This is a genomic window from Microbacterium sp. 05T445 (genome assembly GCF_056395865.1).
On the sequence record NZ_JBFTKJ010000001.1, the window covers coordinates 761,126 to 778,206 of the forward strand.

General features: G+C 72.4%; 16 protein-coding genes. 4 read left to right on the forward strand and 12 right to left on the reverse strand.

Annotation, left to right across the window (positions count from 1 at the left end; all coding sequences use genetic code 11):
* Positions 1 to 12: 12 nt before the first annotated feature.
* The 9 genes from AC1DDU_RS03685 to AC1DDU_RS03725 form a co-directional block, all read right to left on the reverse strand.
* On the reverse strand, positions 13 to 1,317 hold the full coding sequence (locus AC1DDU_RS03685) for an ABC transporter substrate-binding protein (protein WP_477431269.1): 1,305 nt from the start codon (positions 1,315 to 1,317) through the stop codon (positions 13 to 15).
* A gap of 128 nt (positions 1,318 to 1,445) precedes the next feature.
* Positions 1,446 to 2,459, reverse strand: a complete 1,014-nt coding sequence (locus AC1DDU_RS03690) for a LacI family DNA-binding transcriptional regulator (protein WP_477431270.1) — start codon at positions 2,457 to 2,459, stop codon at positions 1,446 to 1,448.
* A gap of 209 nt (positions 2,460 to 2,668) precedes the next feature.
* Positions 2,669 to 3,544: an ABC transporter permease gene (locus AC1DDU_RS03695; RefSeq protein WP_477431271.1), complete on the reverse strand. Its 876-nt coding sequence runs from the start codon at positions 3,542 to 3,544 to the stop codon at positions 2,669 to 2,671.
* On the reverse strand, positions 3,541 to 4,554 hold the full coding sequence (locus tag AC1DDU_RS03700) for an ABC transporter ATP-binding protein (RefSeq protein WP_477431272.1): 1,014 nt from the start codon (positions 4,552 to 4,554) through the stop codon (positions 3,541 to 3,543). The genes AC1DDU_RS03695 and AC1DDU_RS03700 overlap by 4 nt, the downstream gene beginning before the upstream one ends.
* A gap of 69 nt (positions 4,555 to 4,623) precedes the next feature.
* Complete coding sequence (locus AC1DDU_RS03705; protein ID WP_477431273.1) at positions 4,624 to 5,520, reverse strand: permease prefix domain 1-containing protein; 897 nt, start codon at positions 5,518 to 5,520, stop codon at positions 4,624 to 4,626.
* Positions 5,517 to 5,870 carry a PadR family transcriptional regulator gene (locus AC1DDU_RS03710; protein WP_378814080.1) on the reverse strand — a complete coding sequence of 118 codons (354 nt, stop codon included), beginning with the start codon at positions 5,868 to 5,870 and terminating at the stop codon, positions 5,517 to 5,519. Before AC1DDU_RS03710 ends, AC1DDU_RS03705 begins: the two co-directional genes overlap by 4 nt.
* A 130-nt stretch (positions 5,871 to 6,000) precedes the next feature.
* The gene (locus AC1DDU_RS03715; RefSeq protein WP_477431274.1) at positions 6,001 to 6,864 is read right to left on the reverse strand and encodes a polyphosphate kinase 2 family protein; all 864 of its coding nucleotides are present in this window, start codon (positions 6,862 to 6,864) and stop codon (positions 6,001 to 6,003) included.
* A gap of 33 nt (positions 6,865 to 6,897) precedes the next feature.
* A complete protein-coding gene (menD, locus tag AC1DDU_RS03720; protein ID WP_477431275.1) occupies positions 6,898 to 8,724 on the reverse strand; it encodes a 2-succinyl-5-enolpyruvyl-6-hydroxy-3-cyclohexene-1-carboxylic-acid synthase in 1,827 nt (608 codons plus the stop codon).
* 1 nt (position 8,725) lies between these two features.
* Positions 8,726 to 9,211, reverse strand: coding sequence for a PLD nuclease N-terminal domain-containing protein (locus tag AC1DDU_RS03725; RefSeq protein WP_477431276.1), 486 nt, complete (start codon positions 9,209 to 9,211; stop codon positions 8,726 to 8,728).
* A 102-nt stretch (positions 9,212 to 9,313) separates the two neighbouring features.
* Between AC1DDU_RS03725 and AC1DDU_RS03730 the strand changes: the two genes are divergently transcribed.
* Entirely contained in the window at positions 9,314 to 9,628 is a 315-nt protein-coding gene (locus tag AC1DDU_RS03730; protein WP_477431277.1) for a DUF4229 domain-containing protein, read from the forward strand.
* Between the two features lie 199 nt (positions 9,629 to 9,827).
* Here the strand turns inward: AC1DDU_RS03730 and AC1DDU_RS03735 are convergent, their stop codons facing one another.
* The gene (locus tag AC1DDU_RS03735) at positions 9,828 to 10,811 is read right to left on the reverse strand and encodes a 1,4-dihydroxy-2-naphthoate polyprenyltransferase (RefSeq protein WP_477431278.1); all 984 of its coding nucleotides are present in this window, start codon (positions 10,809 to 10,811) and stop codon (positions 9,828 to 9,830) included.
* Positions 10,812 to 10,900: 89 nt separating this feature from the next.
* Here AC1DDU_RS03735 and AC1DDU_RS03740 point away from each other — a divergent pair, with 89 nt between their 5' ends.
* The gene (locus tag AC1DDU_RS03740) at positions 10,901 to 11,284 is read left to right on the forward strand and encodes a VOC family protein (RefSeq protein WP_477431279.1); all 384 of its coding nucleotides are present in this window, start codon (positions 10,901 to 10,903) and stop codon (positions 11,282 to 11,284) included.
* Between the two features lie 15 nt (positions 11,285 to 11,299).
* Here the strand turns inward: AC1DDU_RS03740 and AC1DDU_RS03745 are convergent, their stop codons facing one another.
* Both AC1DDU_RS03745 and AC1DDU_RS03750 read right to left on the reverse strand, forming a co-directional pair.
* Positions 11,300 to 12,454, reverse strand: a complete 1,155-nt coding sequence (locus AC1DDU_RS03745; protein ID WP_477431280.1) for an AMP-binding protein — start codon at positions 12,452 to 12,454, stop codon at positions 11,300 to 11,302.
* Between the two features lie 13 nt (positions 12,455 to 12,467).
* Positions 12,468 to 13,388, reverse strand: coding sequence for a 1,4-dihydroxy-2-naphthoyl-CoA synthase (locus AC1DDU_RS03750; protein WP_477431281.1), 921 nt, complete (start codon positions 13,386 to 13,388; stop codon positions 12,468 to 12,470).
* A 102-nt stretch (positions 13,389 to 13,490) separates the two neighbouring features.
* Between AC1DDU_RS03750 and AC1DDU_RS03755 the strand changes: the two genes are divergently transcribed.
* Positions 13,491 to 14,039 carry a hypothetical protein gene (locus tag AC1DDU_RS03755; RefSeq protein ID WP_477431282.1) on the forward strand — a complete coding sequence of 183 codons (549 nt, stop codon included), beginning with the start codon at positions 13,491 to 13,493 and terminating at the stop codon, positions 14,037 to 14,039.
* A gap of 1 nt (position 14,040) precedes the next feature.
* Complete coding sequence (locus tag AC1DDU_RS03760; RefSeq protein ID WP_477431283.1) at positions 14,041 to 17,019, forward strand: ATP-binding cassette domain-containing protein; 2,979 nt, start codon at positions 14,041 to 14,043, stop codon at positions 17,017 to 17,019.
* Positions 17,020 to 17,081 lie beyond the last annotated feature (62 nt).

Here is a 17,081-nt window from a genome sequence, read left to right on the forward strand (position 1 = left end):
CCCCGCGGTCGGTCAGCGGAAGTCCGCTGTTCCTTCTTCGTACTCGGCGCCGAGGTTGGCGTTGGTCGTCGCGGCATCCTGCGTGCCCGTGACCAGGCCCTGCAGCTCGCGGACGATCACGTCGTAGAAGCCGGGCGCGGGCCAGTCCGGGTAGAACGAGAGGCCGTCGTCCTCGAGGATCCCGTTGAACGTGGCGATGAGCTCCTGGCTCTTCGCGTCGGTGATGTCGTCGGGGTCCGCGGCGACCGGCAGGCCGCCGTTGTTGCCGATGATCGCCTGGATCTCGGGGCGCATCGTGATGTCGATGAACGTGTACGCGAGGTCCTTGTTCGCGGCGTTCTCGGGCACGACCCAGAGGTTGCCCGACGAACCGAGCGAGAGGTCGGAGCCGGGGAAGGCGGTCATCGTCCAGTCGAAGCCGGTGGCCTCCTCGACGAACCGGCCGTACCACCACGAGCCCGACACGAAGATCGGCGCGGTGCCGTTGATGAACGAGACGCCGGCGTCCTCGGCCTTGACCGACGAGACGTCGCTCGCGATGTACCCCTTGTCGACGTATTCCTTGAGGGTGTCGGTCGCGGAGGTGATCTCGGGTCCGCTCCAGTCGACCGGGTTCTTGTAGAGCTGGTAGTCGTCGACGAAGCCCCGGTCGCCCTGCGCCAGCGCAAGCTGGTACCAGAGCTGTCCGAGCGGGTATTCCGCGCCGGCTTCGGCCAGCGGCGTGATGCCCTGGGCGACGAACGCGTCCAGCGCGCTCACGAACTCGTCGTAGGTCGTGGGGATCTCCAGGCCCGCGGCCGCGAACGCGTCCTTGTTGTAGTACACGCCGACGAATTCGCCGTAGTTCGGCACGCCGTACCAGGTGTCGCCGCCCATGACGCCGTTCTCGTCGTACTTCGCGGTCGTCTGCAGCGACGGGGCGAGCTTGTCGGCCCAGCCGTGCTCGTCGACCGCGTCGGAGATGTCGGAGATGAGGCCGGTCGAGGCCAGGAAGCCCGCGGTCGCATTGCCCTTGTTGAACTCCATGAGGTCGGGGGCGGCATCCGTGTCGAGCACCTGGCTCGCCGTCTTCTGGATCTGCTCGAAGGACTTCTCCTCGAACTCGACCTTCGCGCCGGTCTCCTCCTCGAAGACCTTGATGGCCTCGGCCCAGGCCTTGCCCATCGCGCTGTCTGCACCCTCGTAGTGCCAGAGCTTGAGGGTCTGGGCATCCGAGCCCGACCCTCCGCCGGAGCCGGCGCAGCCGGCGAGTGCGAGCGCGGACGCCGCGAGGGCGCCGACGACCACGAGGGTCCTTCTGTGAGTGATGCGTGCCATCGTCGGCACTCCTTTCTCGATCCCCTGCGTCGGGGAGGTGTGATGCGGAACTGCGGTGGTGCGAAGGATCGTCGAAGCGCTTCGACAGCGCGCAGACGTATGGGTCGGGGTGGGCTGGGGGGAGGTCGCTAGCGGCGGGGCGGGGCGACCGACCCGCGGTCGCGGTATTCGGGCGAGAGGAGATGCAGCCCCGGCGTCGGGGGTTGCGGCGAGAGAGACTGCATCGCGAGGTCGACGGCCAGGTCGCACGACCGCTGCGGCTCGAGCGGGATCGTGTCGATCCCGATCGGGAGCGACGAGGAGTCGAAGGATGCCGCGACCGACACCAGCGACACGTCACCGGGGACCGACAGCCCCCGGACGGCGAGCTCGGCGAGCACCGCGACGTGGGCGTCGTCGGCGGCGTGGACGAGCAGAGCGGTCGCACCGGCGTCCAGCAGATCCGCGACCGCCGCCCGCGTCGCCTCGGCGCTCGCCTGGCGATCACCCGAGACGCGGAACGCGTGCTGCACGCCACGCTCCTCCGCCCGGTTCTCGAAGGCGCGGCGGACGCGCGGCGGGAAGTTCGACTTCTCGTACGCGACCTGCGGATTGCCGATGAGGCCGATCGAACGGTGCCCGGCGTCGGCCACGCGGTCGACGGCGAGCGCGGCCGCCGCCTCGAAGTCGAGGTCGACGCAGATGAGACCCTCGTGGTCGTCGGGCACGCCGATGAAGACCGAGGGGGTCTCGATCGACCGCGCCAGCGCGACGCGCTCGTCGTCGGGGGCGACATCCAGGACGAGGATGGCGTCGACCAGGCCGCTGGAGGCGACGCGCGCCATCCCCGCGGACGCCTCCTCCTCGGTGAGCAGCAGGAGGTCGTACTCGTTGCGGCGCGCCGCCACCGCCGTGGCGAGCACGAACGCCATGTGCGTGGGCGCGTGGCTGTCGCTGCGCAGCGGCTCGGTGAGCGCGAAGATCTGCGTGCGGCTGCCGGCGAGCATGCGGGCGCCCGCATTGGGGCTGTACCCGAGTTCGCGGACGGCGCGTTCGATGCGGGTGCGCGTCGCCGGCGACACCGGGCGCTTGCCGCTGAGGGCGTACGAGACGGTGCTGATCGACACTCCGGCGACTGCCGCCACCTCGTTGATCTTCACCATGTCGACTCCATCGTTCGCGGCGGCCCGTCGTGCCGCCTTCGGCGCGACCCCTCGTCGTGGAGGGGTCGAAGCGCTTCGCGAAGCGCTTCGAGGAGATGTTAGACACACATCGGCCCCGCACGCAAGGGCTTCGTGGCTTTAGCCAACAAATACGTGCCGGCCGCGACGATCCGCCGCGGCCGGCACGAATGATCGCGATTCGCCGGCGATCACACCGACCGCTGGTAGGCGCGGATCGACCGCACCGCCCAGAGGAAGGCCAGTGCCGCGAGCACCACGAGGCCGCCGACCTGCCACCACCCGTCGGCCGGGTAGTCGCCGGTGAGGCCACCACGGCCGACCTCGACCGCCCACGTCATGGGGTTCCAGCGGGCGACGTCCTGAACCCACTGCGGCATGAGGTCGGCGGGCATCATCGTGGTCGACAGGAACGTCGCCGGCAGCACGATGAGCTGCGACAGGCTGATCAGCGCGATCTGGCTGCGTGCGATCAGCGCGACGGCCGTGGACGCGCAGCAGAAGATCGTCGCGAGCAGCGTGGCGACGCCGAGCGCGACCAGCATGCCGCCGAACCCGCCCGGATACCGCGCTCCGGCCAGCCAGCCGATGCCGAGGACGACGAACGACTGCGCGAGGTTGATGATGAGCTGCTGGGTCAGCTGGCCCGTGATGATCGCCGAGCGCGACACCGGCGAGGTCAGGTACTGGTCCATGACCCCCGAGTGGATGTCGTCGATGTAGCCGGTGCCGGCCCACGCGCCGGAGTACAGCACCGTCATCATCAGGATGCCGGGCACCAGGTAGTCGATGTACCCGGCGTCGCCGAACTGCGGCAGGGCGCCCAGCGAATGGAACACCTGCCCGAACAGCACGATCCAGATCACCGGCTGGATGAGCGACATCACCGGCCCCCACACCTGACGGAGGGTGGCGATGAGCCAGCGGCGCAGCACCTGGCCGGCCTGGGTGAACCAGCCCGCCCGGGACGGGGCGTGCGTGGTGGTGGAGAGCGCGACCGCTGGGCCCCCGCGCCGAGAGGCTCCGCGCGCCGCGCCAGCGGCGTGTGGAGTAGACGCAGGGATCATGCTGCGGCTCCTGTCGCGAGGGCGTCCGCGTCCGCGTCGCCGAAGGTGTGGCCGACGAAGTGCAGGTACACGTCGTCGAGGGTGGGGTGGGATGCCGCGACCTGCCCGAAGCGGATGCCGGCGGCATCCAGAGCTCCGATCACGGCGCCGACGGCCGCCGAGGCGTCGTCGGTGCGGGCGGCGAGGACGCCGTCGACGCCGGAGGCCTCGATCACGACGTCGCGCAGTCCGGGCACGCGCGCGATCGCGGCGCGGACCGCGGCGGGATCGGGCTCGACGAGCGAGACCCGCAGCGAGTCGCCGTGCAGCGCCGCCTTGAGCTCGTCGGGCGTGCCCTGCACGACCGCGCGGCCCTGGTTCACCAGCAGCAGCTCGTCGGCCAGGCGGTCGGCCTCCTCCATGTAGTGCGTGGTGAGCACGACGGTGAGCGCCTCCTCACCCGACAGGCGGCGGATCTCGGCCCACATCGTGGCGCGCGCCTCGGGATCGAGGCCCGTCGTGGGCTCGTCGAGGAACAGCACGCGCGGCCGGTGCACGAGCGCCGCGGCGACGTCGAGACGCCGGCGCATGCCGCCCGAGAACGTGCCCACGGGACGACGGGATGCCTCCGCCAGCCCGAACTCGTCGAGCAGGCGCCCCGCGCGGGCCCGGGCCTCTCCCGGCGCGACACCGCGCAGGCGGGCGGCGATCTCGAGGTTCTCGCGCGCCGTGAGCAGCGGGTCGGTGCTCGCCCCCTGCGAGACGTAGCCGATCGCGGCACGCACGGCGGCCGGGTCGCTCGCGACGTCGTGGCCGGCGACGACGGCAGAACCGCTGGTCGGTCGGGACAGCGTCGTGAGGATCTTGGTGGTGGTGGACTTTCCGGCGCCGTTCGGGCCGAGCAGGCCGAACACGCGGCCCGCGGGGACCGAGAATCCGAGGCCGTCCAGCGCCCGTACGGCGGGCCGGCGACCGCGGCCCGGGTAGACCTTCACGAGGTCGCGGGCGATGATGGCGTTGTTTTCGGGCATGGCGAAGCATCCCTTCCTTCGAATGGGATCGATGACGGGCCGAGGGGGCCGCCGCGCGGCCCCCTCGGGTCAGGACTTGTCGGTCTTCTCGGGCGCGAACAGCATGCGGGCGAGGAGCAGCATCATGAGCGCGAACCCGCCCACGAAGGCGATCGGCGCCCACCACCAGCCGACCGTGAACACCAGCACCGCGATGACGGCGAAGGTGACGAGCCAGATGGCGGCGGTGTAGACGCCGAATCGCGCGGCGGTCTCGGGCTCGCGCTCGAACCGGTTGGGCGGCGTCGCCGCGGCGAGCTGCCGGGTCCACGCCTTGTGGCGATTGGTCTGCGTCGCTCCGAGGAACGAGAACAGGATGATCGAGGCGATCACGCCGAGTGCGGCGAACACGATGCCCCACACCGGCATCGACCCGAACGCGACGAGGGCGACGAAGCCGAGCCCGAACGCGCCGAGCAGTGTCGCGAGGAAGTAGCCCGCGGCGCGGTTCTGCGGCATCGGGTGGTTGGTCGTGGTCTCCTGCGAGAGCGAGTCGCCCACGAGCAGGGCGAGCGCGGTCGATGCCATGCCGAACAGGCCGATCTGCGGGCCGATCGGCAGCGGCAGGACGCCGCTCGCACCCAGGATCGCCAGCGTGATCCCGACGACGGCCGCGATCGAGTACGCCACGGTCCGCACGACGAAGCCGGGCTTCGGACGCACGTGGTGACGCTGGACCAGCGCGGTGTAGTCGTCCGTCGCACGGCGGGGGGCGGCATCCGAGGTCTCTTCGAGCAGCTCGCGCACGTCGCCGAGCTCGGCGACCGCCTGGTGCGCGGCGTCGGACGGTGTCGCGCCGGCGGCTTCGAGCTCGTCGGCGCGGGCCATCAGGTTCGCGCGGACCTCTTCCTTCAGGTCCTGCGCGTCGGGGGTCATCTCGACGCCCTGGAAGGCTTCGTCGAGCAGGCGGTGGATGTCGGTGTTCATTGCTGGCTCTCCTTCACGTCGAGCAGTGAGTCGATGATGCGCCGGGTCGCGGTCCAGGCCGCGACGTTGCCGCGGAAGACGGCGCGGCCGGCGTCGGTGATGCGGTAGTACTTGCGGCGGCCGCCTTGGGACTCGTCGCCCCAGTACGACTCGACGAGGCCGTCCTTCTCGAGGCGGCGGTAGGTGGCGTACAGCGTCGCCTCCTTGATCTCGTAATCGCCGCCGGTCGCGTCGCGGATCGCCTTGTAGATCTCGAAGCCGTACGCGTCGCCGCGCCGGAGCACGCCGAGCACGATCGTGTCGGTGTGACCGCGCAGCAGGTCGGCTGCGAACGCGTCGTCTTGTGTCATGTCCAGTACTGTATCACATCAAGTACTCGTGAGCATCAAGTACTTTGCGAGCACGAGGACTCGTCCGGACGCGACGACGAACGCCTCCCCGCCGGTCGGATGCGGGGAGGCGTTCGCGGAACAGGCGGGCTCAGCTCGCGGCGAGGCGTTTCTTCTCGGCTTCGACGTCGAAGGTGGCCGCCGGCCAGTGCGGGTCGATGTCTTCCAGCGCCTCCAGCAGCAGATGCTGCACCGCCAGGCGGGCGTACCACTTGCGGTCGGCGGGAACCACGAACCAGGGCGCGTGATCGGTCGAGGTGCGCTCGAACACCGTCTGATAGGCGGACATGTACGCGGGCCACTTCTCGCGCTCGTCGACGTCGCCGGGGTTGTACTTCCAGTGCTTGTCGGGGCGGTCGAGCCGCTCCATGAGCCGCTCCTTCTGCTCGTCGGGCGAGATGTGCAGCATCACCTTGACCACGCGGGTCCCGCTGTCGGTCACGCGCTTCTCGAACTCGTTGATCGCGCCGTACCGCCGCTCGATCTCTTCGGCCGGAGCGAGCTCGCGCACCCGGCCGATGAGGACGTCCTCGTAGTGCGAACGGTCGAAGACGCCGATGAGTCCGGACTGGGGCAGGCGCCGCTCCACCCGCCAGAGGAAGTCGTGCTCCAGCTCCTCGGGCGTGGGCTTCTTGAACGCCGCGAGCACGACGCCCTGGGGGTCGACCGATCCGACCACGTGCCGGATGATGCCGCCCTTGCCCGCGGAGTCCATCGCCTGCAGCACCAGCAGCACCGCCGCATCGGTCGCGTCCACCCGGCTGCGGGCGTACAGACGCTCCTGGTACTCGTCGAGCTGCGCGGCGCCTGACTTCAGGTCCTCGGCCGCCTGGACCTTGTCCTTCGCGTACCCGGGGGTGCCGCGGGTGTCGACGTCGGAGAGCACGAAGCCCTCGTCCACCCGGAGGAGGTCGGCGACGTCGCCGCTCCAGTGCTTCTGACTCGTGGCGATCATGGAGCCATCATGGCCGATGCCGCCACCCGCCGCTCAGCGCGCGAGCGGAACCTCGATCAGCTGCCGGCCGCCGACCGGCGAAGTCAGCGCCTGGTCGAGGGCGGAGCGGGTGGTGACGCGCCGGTACTCCCAGCCGTACGCGAGCGCGAGCTGTTCGAGGCGCACGGTGTGGGGCGTATAGAGCACCCGGTCCATCGCGTCGGCGCCGGCGACCGCGGCGACCTCGAGCCCGTCGAAGATCGTGCCCCCGCCGTCGTTGCCGACGATCAGCTGGATGCGCGGCTCCTCCTCGTGCGGCGGCAGCAGCAGGGCGCCGACGTCGTGCAGCAGCGCCAGGTCGCCCAGCAGCACGCGCGTGACCCCCGGGCGCCCGTCGGACTGGCTCGAGAGCGCGATGCCCAGCGCGGTGGCGATGGTGCCGTCGATGCCGGCGAGCCCGCGGTTGGAGTGCACCGGCACCTTCTTGCCGGGAAGCACCTCGTCGGCCACGCGCACCAGCCGCGACGATCCGAAGACGAGGCGGTCGTGCGGCCAGGTCGCCCGCCAGGCCGCGTCGACCAGGCCGACGCGGTCCAGGGGCGTGCGGATCACGTCGAGCTCGGCCGCGATCGCGCCCAGCCGCTCCCCCGGCACCGCCGACGACAGTCCGTCGGCGTCGGGGGCCGGTGGGGCGAGGTCGACGGATGCCGCGCGCGACGCCTGCAGCCAGGCCCCGAGCCATGCGCGGTCGGGGTCGCCGACGGCCACGGCGACCGCGTCGGCGGCCACGGTGGCGCCGTTGAGGTTGAGGGGTTCGCCCGGCCCGCGCACGGCCACGACCTCGACGTCGGGGTCGGACAGCAGCGCCGCCGTCTCGCGGCTGAGCGTGGGGTGGCCGAGCACGACGACGCGCTCGACGCGGCCCCTGAGCTCGGGATCGCGCAGCAGGCCGCGGTAGCCGTGGACGAGCTGGCGCCCGAAGCGGGCGCCGCTGACGATCTCGGCGATGAGCGGCCAGCCGCCGCGGTGCGCGATCTCCTCGGCATCGGGGCCGGCATCAGCTCCGGCGAGCACGACGGTGCGGGGACCGCGGGTGAGGACGAACGGCGCGTCTTCCGGTTCGGTCGGGATGTCGGACTCGCCGATCCCGCCCCCGCCCTGGTAGAGCGCTCCCCACGGCTCGACCGCGGGATCGGCGTCTGCGGGCAGGCCGTCGGGGTCCTCGTCGGCGGTCGCCTCGAGTTCGACGGCGGGCACGCCGATCCAGGACGGCAAGGCTGCGGCCAGCGGCTCGCGGTACGGCAGGTTCAGGTGCACCGGGCCCGGCGAGCGGGTGCCGGCGCCGAGGGCGGCTGCCATCGCTTCGTCGGCGACGGCGCGCAGCATGACGCTCTGCTCGTGTGTGCCGTCGGGGTCGACGGCCTCGGGTACGGGCAGGTCGGCCTCGAACCGCACCGTGGGGGCGAACATGCCGGGCTGTCGCGTGGTCTGGTTCGCTCCGACGCCGCGCAGCTCGGGGGGTCGGTCCGCGGTCAGCAGCAGCAGCGGCACGCCGGCGTGATGGGCCTCGAGCGCGGCGGGGAGCAGGTTCGCGACCGCGGTGCCCGATGTGCACACCACCGCCGCCGGCATCCCGGTCTCGCGTCCGATGCCGAGCGCGGTGAAACCCGCCACGCGCTCGTCGATGCGCACGTGCAGGCGGATGACGCCACGCCGCTCGAACTCGGCGGCGACCAGCGCCAGCGCCTGGGAGCGCGATCCCGGGCTGAGCACCACGTGCCGCACGCCCAGCTCCACGAGCCGGCACAGCAAGGCCGCGGCGGCGTCGCTCGCGGGCGCCGAGGAAGCAGGGGCGCCGGCGGCGCTGTCGGTCGTGCTCACGTCAGCCGATGGCCCCGCGTTGTCCGCGCGCGTCGTCGTCGCCCTCGGCGGGGCGGGTCGGCGGCGGCGGGTTGCCCTGCGCCGACGTCCCGCCGGCGGTGGTCGCGCCCGGAGCGGGCGGTTCGTCGGATGCCGCGGGCCCGGCCTGCGGATGCCAGCGAGGGTCGTCGTCCTCGGCGTCCAGCTGGGCGAGCTCCTCTTCGAGGCGGCGGATGCGCTCGTCCTGGTCGCTGATGGTGCCGATGCGGCCGAGGAACTCGGGATCGTCGTCGGGGGCGCGACGCGCGGCGATCGCCGACGCCCGTGCGCGACCGACGATGAGCCACAGCACACCGCCCAGAACGGGCAGCAGCACGACGATCAGGATCCACACCGGCTTGCTCACCCCGCGGTGGCGGGTCGGGGGCTGGGCTGCGCAGTCGACGATGGTGAAGACCCAGAAGGCGACAGCCACCACGACGAGTATGAACCACACCCGAACCGGCATCTTCCTATCCTAGGCGGGCGGCGCCCGCAGTGGGCGGTCGGCGACGACCGTGACCCAACCGTCGCCAGGAAGCGCACACCGGGCGAAACGTAGGATGGAGGCGTGAAAGCACGCTCGGCCATCGTCTACTCGGTCCTGCGGCTGCTGGCGTTCCTCGTGCCGTTCGGCATCCTGATGCTGTTCCCGATCATGCAGGAGTACTACTGGCTGGCCGCGATCTTCGCCGCGCTCATCGGGCTGAGCCTGTCGGTGCTGTTCCTGCGCAAGCCGCTGGAGGACGCCACCGCGGGTCTCGCGGAGCGGCGCAGCAACGCCCGTCAGGCGGTCAGCGACGAGGACGCGGAGGATGCCGCGGCCGACGCCGCGACGACCGCCACCGCTCCCGATACCCCCGAGGCCGAGTCCCCGAAGGCCTGACGCCTCTGCCCCCGGCTGGCGCGGGACGACCGCAGGCCTCGCATCGTTCGCCGCCGACGACGACGATCCGATATTCGGAGAATCACGCCGACTTCGGACCGACACGCCGCCGCCGACCCGCACCCCGCCTCGAACTCCGAGATCCGGACCCGGCGTCCACGCGCGCGCGGGGGATGCCGGAACCCGCGGCATCCGCTGCTCAGCCGATGAACGCCCACATCAGGAATGCGCCGTAGGCGACCGACGTGAGCGACGTGAGGCCGAGGGCAACGACGAGCTCGCGCGGGTCGCGGTAGGTCCACACGATGAGGATCGCGGGCAGGCCGGCCAGCAGCGCCAGCAGCGTCAGCCACGCGATCGGGTAGCCGATCCAGGCGAGGAACGCGGCGATGAGGAAGGCCACGAGCAGGAACACGGTGAACAGCCATCGGGTCGCGGTGCGGCCGATGAGCACCGTCAGCGTCTTCTTGCCGGCGGTGCGGTCCTGGTCGATGTCGCGCAGGTTGTTGGCCAGCAGCACGGCGCACGCGATGAGGCCGGCGCCGACCGCCCCGAACCACGCCTCCTGCGGGAGGGCGAGCGCCTGCACCCACGTGGTGCCGAGTGTCGCGACGAGGCCGAAGAACACGAAGACGAAGAGCTCGCCGAGGCCGTAGTAGCCGTACGGCCGCTTGCCGCCGGTGTAGAACCACGCAGCGATGATGCACACCGCACCCACGGCGATGAGCCACCACTGCTGCGTCCGGACGGTGATCGCCAGGCCCGCCAGCCCCGCGATCGCGAAGAACGCCAGCGACACGATCAGGACGGTGCGCGGCTTCGCCTTGCGGCTGGCCGTCAGGCGTGCGGGACCGACGCGGAAGTCGTCGGTGCCGCGGATGCCGTCGCTGTAGTCGTTGGCGTAGTTCACGCCGATCTGCAGCGACACCGAGACGATGAGGCAGAACAGCGCGATCACCCAGTGGAACACGTCGGTGACGAGGATCGCGGCACCCGTGCCGATCAGGATCGGCGTGATCGCCAGCGGCAGCGTGCGCAGCCGCGCCGCGCCGATCCAGTCGCTCGCGGTCGCCTTCTGGACGCGCGCGGGGTCTCGCGAGATGCGCGCCTTCTGCGGGTTTCCGCGCGGCTGCTGCTTCTTCGGGCTCGCGGTCTTGCGCTTCTTGCTCGGGGTTCCTGCCACGAATGCACATCTTAGGGGGCGCGCCCATGACGCCACGCGCCTCGTCAACCCCCTGACGCCGTGGTGCGCGGAGGCGGAGGATGGGGGCCATGCTGAGCATCGGATCCGTCGTGCTGACCGTGGAGAGCATCGAACGCGCCGGGGACTTCTGGCGCGCTGCGCTCGGGTACGTGAACCGCCGCGAGCCCAGCGAGGACTGGGTGATCCTCGATCCGCCCGGCAAGGCGCATTGGGCGGCACCCGGGGCGAGCCTGGCGCTGTCGGTCACGGGGTATCCGCAGCACTACCCGCCGCGCATCCATCTGGACCTGTACGCCGAGGACCAGGCCGCCGAGGTCGAGCGCCTGCTGGCGCTCGGCGCGCGCGAGGTCGACTGGCGCAAGTACCCCGAGGGCGCGGACTGGGTGGTGCTCGAAGACACCGAGGGCAACCGGTTCTGCGTCGTGCAGACCGGGCCCTACCCGCAGGGCTGAGCGCTCGCTCCCGCGTCAGTGCAGCGCGAGCACGGCGCGGCGGATGGCCTCGCGGTCTGGCTTGCCGGACGGCAGGGTCTCCAGCTCGTCGACGAGCACGAGCCGGGCCGGGCGGGCGTGCGCGCCGATCTCGGCCTGCACGGCGGCGCGCGCCTCCTCGAGCTGGACCGCCTCGCTGCGGCGCAGGGCCTCGCCGCGGGAGGCGACGACGACGGATGCCTCCCCCCAGCGTTCGTCGGGCACGCCGACGACGACCGCGGTCGCCAGGCCGGGGATGCCGCGCACGATGCGCTCCACGCGGTCGAGCGAGACGTTGATGCCGCCCGACACGATGACGTTGTCGATCCGGCCGCGCACGCGCAGGACGCCGTCCTCGAACAGGCCCGCGTCGCCGGTGCGGTACCACCGGGTGCCGTCGGGCTCGCGGAGGAAGGCGGCATCCGTCAGCGCGGTGTCTCCCAGATAGCCGTCGGCCAGTGTCGGCCCCGACACCTGCACCTCGCCCTGCTCGATGCGCACGCGCACTCCGCGCAGCGGCACGCCGTCGTAGACGCACCCGCCGCTGGTCTCGGTCGATCCGTACGTGCGCGCGATGCGGGCCCCCGCCGCCTGCGCGCGCTCGAGGATCGCGGCCGGCAGCGCCTGACCGCCGACGAGGATCGTCTGGAACGACCGCAGCGCGGCCAGGACCGAACTGTCGTGCTCGGCCGCGTCGAGCAGTCTCGAAAGCTGGGCGGGCACCAGCGAGGTGTAGGTCGGCACGCGTTCGCCGCGCTCCGTGGAGACCATCATCAAAGCGGCCGATGCGAACGCCTGCGGCGCGAACGCGCCGGAGAGGATCGCCGGCTCCCGGTCGGCGACGAGGGAGCGCACCAGCACCTGCAGGCCCGCGACATAGCTCGCAGGCAGCGCCAGCAGCCAGGCGCCCTCGCCGATCCGCTCCGCGGTCGACAGCGCACTGGCGGTGAGGGCGTCACGGCTGAGCGCGACGCTCTTGGGGACGCCGGTCGAGCCCGACGTGGTGACGACCACCGCGGTCCCCGCCCGCACCTCGCCGGGGAGTCCGCTCACGAGCCCCAGCCCGAGTGCGGGACCCGCGCCGTGCAGGGCGCCTCGGAGGGCGCGGAGGATCTCCCGTGGGTCGTCGCCGATGACGGGTTCGAGCTTCACCGCCACCCTCCCGTCAGTAGTGCCAGGGGTACGGCGACCAGTCGGGGTCGCGCTTCTCGAGGAACGCGTCGCGCCCCTCGACGGCTTCGTCGGTACCGTAGGCGAGGCGCGTCGCCTCGCCGGCGAACACCTGCTGGCCGACCATCCCGTCGTCGACCGCGTTGAAGGCGTACTTCAGCATGCGGATCGCGGTGGGCGACTTCGTGAGGATGGTTCGTGCCATCGCGACGGCCTCGCGCTCGAGCTCGGCGTGGGGCACGACGCGGTTGACCGCGCCCATCTCGTAGGCGCGCTGCGCGGAGTACTCCTCGGCGAGGAAGAACACCTCGCGCGCGAACTTCTGCCCCACCTGCCGCGCCATGTACGCCGAGCCGTAGCCCGCGTCGAACGAGCCGACATCGGCGTCGGTCTGCTTGAACCGGCCGTGCTCGGCGGACGCGATCGACAGGTCGGCGACCACGTGCAGCGAATGCCCGCCGCCGGCCGCCCACCCCGGGATGACCGCGATCACGACCTTGGGCATGAACCGGATGAGCCGCTGCACCTCGAGGATGTGCAGGCGTCCTGCCCGCGCCGGTGCTTCGGCGGGCTCAGCAACCGAGTCCGCCGAGTCGGAGTACTTGTACCCGTCGCGCCCTCGGATGCGCTGGTCGCCGCCGGAGCAGAACGCCCAGCCGCCGTCCTTCGGGCTCGGGCCGTTGCCGGTGAGCAGCACCACGCCGATCCGCGGATCCTGGCGGGCGATATCGAGCGCACGGTACAGCTCGTCGACGGTGTGCGGCCGGAACGCATTGCGCACCTCGGGCCGGTCGAACGCGATGCGGGCGATGCGGCCGTCGATCGAGACGTGGGAGGTGATGTCGGTGTAGCCACCCTCGGGTGCGCCGGGGGCCGGCATCCACTCGTTGTCGTCGAACAGTTCCGAAACGCTCACCCGGCCAGCCTACGGCGGCGCGGCGGCGCGCGTCATGCGATACGCCCGCCGTCGAGCGTCATCCGGAACCGGACACCGCCGGCAGGCGTCTAGCCTGGATCGGTGACCTCGACACTTCGCGCCGCGGCCGCTGCCGCAGCATCCGCCGCCCTCCTGTTCGCCCTCGCCGCCTGTTCGTCCGGCGCGCCCGAGGCGACCCCCACGCCCGCCCAGACCAAGACGGTCGAGATCTCCGACGCGGCCTGCGCCGACGACAGCGGCGTCACCCTGGCGGTGGACGCGTCCGCCCTCGAGGACGGCGACAGCAAGGCCTGGTGCATCGGCACCGACGAGCCGCTGGCCGCCGCCGATGCGCTCACGCTCGTGAACGTCACCACCGAGGGCACCGACGAGTACGGGGACCAGGTCGTCTGCCGCGTCAACGGCGTGCCGGCCGCGGACACCGCGATCCCCGCCCCGGACGGCACCGAGTACCTCGAGAAGTGCGCCTCGATGCCGGCCGCGTTCGCGTACTGGTCGCTGTGGGTCAAGCCCGCCGACGGCGAGTGGACCTACGCGGAGGAGGGCCTGTCGACCCTGCAGCTCGAGCCCGGCGAGTCGCTCGAGCTGCTGTTCCAGCTGAACGGCGAGCCGGCAGCGCCCACCACGTGACATGACGTTCCGACCCGGTCCCCTGCGCGCCGCGGCGATCCTCGCCGCAGGCTTCGTGGCGGCCCGGGTCGTCTACCGCGTCCTGTTCCACGGCGCCGGCGGCGCCGGCCTCGTGCTGCTGCCGCTGCCCGAGGTGCGGCTGCCCGCACCCTTCGCGCACGTCGTACTGCTCGGCCCGGTGACGGCCGACGGACTGTGGGATGCCGCCGCCAGCGCTCTCCCGATCGCGCTCACGATCCTCGCCTTCGGCCTGCTGAACGCGCTGTTCGACCTGCACCGGGTGTTCGCGCGGGCGTCGCGCCGGGGCCCGCTGCGCGGCATCGCCCGGGCGCTCGCGATCGCCGCCGCGACGCTCCCCTCGCTCGCCGACGGTGCGCGGGCGGTGCGGTTCGCGCTCCGGCTGCGCGGCGAGCGCGGCGGAGCCCGGATGCTGCTTCCTCTGCTGCAGCGCACCCTCGAGCGCGCCGGGGCGGTCGCCGCGGCCCTCGAGTTGCGCGGCTTCGCCGGGCGGGGTCTGGACGGCGACTGCGCCGCGCCGGTGGAGGCACGGGACGTCGAGATCGGATACGGGCAGCCACGGGATGCCGGTGGCCCCGGCATCCGTCTCCCCTCCGTCCTCTCGCTGCAGGCCGGCACCCTCACCCTCGTCGCAGGGTCGACGGGCGCGGGGAAGTCCACGCTGCTGCGCGCGATCGCAGGCCTGCACACCCACACCGACGGCGGCGGGATCACCGGCTCGCTGCGCGTGGTGGGCCACGACCGTGACGCGGTGCCGCCGCGCGACCTGGCGCGGCGCGTGGGCGTCGTGCTGCAGCATCCGCGCGAGGCGTTCGCCACCGAGCGGGTGCGCGACGAGATCGGGCTCGCCCTCGAGCTGCGCGGCGTCGCGCAGACGATCATCGACGCGCGGGTCGCCGAGATCGCCGAGCGCGTGGGTGTGACGGCGCTGCTCGACCGCCCCACGCGGGGCCTGTCGGCGGGCGAGGCGACGCTCGTCGCGATCGCGGCCGCGATCGTCGAGCACCCGATCCTGCTTCTGGTCGACGAGCCGCTGGCCGACCTCGACGCGGATGCCCGGGTGCGCATCGCGACGCTGCTCGACGCCCTCGCCCACGAGGCGGGCATGTGCGTGGTCGTGGCCGAGCACCGCGTGGACGCGCTGGCCGAGGTGGCCGACACGGAGTTGTTCATCGTCGACGGGGTCGTCCTTGCCGATCCCGCGCCCGACGCCGAGGGGGGTCCGGGGCGTACGACGGGCGTTCGACCTGCGCCCCGTGCGCCTGCGACGGGCCCCGTACCGCGCGGCCCCGCGACCCCGGTGTTGCGGGCGCGGGGAGTCACGGTGCGGCACGGCGGCACGATCGCGGTCGCGGACGCCGACGTCGAGCTGCGTGCCGGCGAGATCGTCGCGCTCACCGGTCCCAACGGCGCCGGCAAGTCGAGCCTGCTCGCCGCCCTCGCCCTCCCCGAGCGTGGCGCCGACATCCAGGCCTCGGGCCGGGCGGCGCTGGTTCCGGATGCCTCGGACGACCTCTTCGTCTACGACACCGTCGCCGCGGAATGCCGGCGCGCCGATCGCCGCGCGGCGCGCGCCTTTCGAGCCGACGAGAAGCACCGAGGCGAAGAGCGGGCGCCTCGGATGCCGGGGGCGACCGCCGCACGGTTCGCGACCCTGATCGGCATCGACCCGGGCGGCTCGGAACTCGCGATGCGGCTGGCGCGGCATCCGCGCGACCTCTCCGCGGGCGAGCGACGGTGCCTGGCGCTGGCGATCCAGCTCGCCGGCGCGCCGCGCGTGCTGCTCATCGACGAGCCGACGCGCGGCCTCGATCCCGCCGCGCGCGAGATGGTGTGGGACGCGCTGGGCTCCCTCACCGCCGAGGGCACCGCCGTCCTCGTGGCCTCGCACGAGCCGCACTTCACCGCGCGGGCCGACCGGGCACTGCGGATGCGTGCCGGCCTGGTGACCGAGGATGCACCCGTCGCGCCACAACCTGCAGTCCGGCAGGCGTTCCGTGCCTCTGCGTCGCGCACCGTGGCGTGGCACACCCCCGCGGACGAGGACACGGCATCCGCTCCCGCTGCCGCGCCGCGCCCGGTGCCCCCTCCCGCCTCCGCGCCGGTCTCAGCACCCGCGGCGCACAGCCGGCGAGGGCGTCAGCCCGGCGACACGCGCGCGGCCCGCCGACCTGCCTCTCTGTTCGCTCTCACAGTGGCGAACCTCGTCGCGCTGGGTGCGTTCTGCTGGCCGCTGCTCGCGACCGCGGTGCCGTCGCAGGCGACCGCCGCCGTGCCGGTCGCCGCGCTCGCGCTCGCGCCACTGGCGGCGCTCGTGGTGGTCGCGACCCTGGACGAGACGGTGCGCTCGGCGCACATGCTCGCCCTGCTCGGAACGCTCGCCGCGATCGGCGCGGCCGCCCGCATCGCGAGCACCGGCGTCGGCGGCGTCGAGGCGGTGTTCATCCTGCTGATCCTTGCGGGGCGCGCGTTCGGAGCCCGGTTCGGCATGCTGCTGGGCATGGCGACGATCGCCCTGTCCACGCTCGTCACCGGCACGTTCGGCCCGTGGACCCCGTTCCAGATGTTCGCGTGCGCCTGGGTGGGCGCGGTGGCGGGGCTGCTCCCCCGGATCCGCTCGCGCGCCGGCGAGATCGCGATGCTGTGCCTCTACGGCGTGGTGGCCTCATACGCGTTCGGCCTGCTGATGAACCTGTGGTTCTGGCCGTTCGCGGTCGGCTACGGCACGGGCATCTCGTACGACGGCAGCGCTCCGCTGGGCGTCAACCTGTCGAGCTTCCTGCTGTACTCGCTCGTCACCTCGACCCTCAGCTGGGACACGCTCCGCGCGATCACCACCGTCGTCGGGCTCGTGGTCATCGGCCGCCCGGTGCTCGCGGCGCTGCGCCGCACCAAGCCCCTCAGCACCGCCGCGCAACCTCCACGAATCGCGCGGCAACCCGAGCGCGCGAGCGTGTCGTAGCGCGGAGCCTGCGATCGGAGCGACGGATGCCGGGCCCGCGGCATCCACTCCCCCTCGCCCCG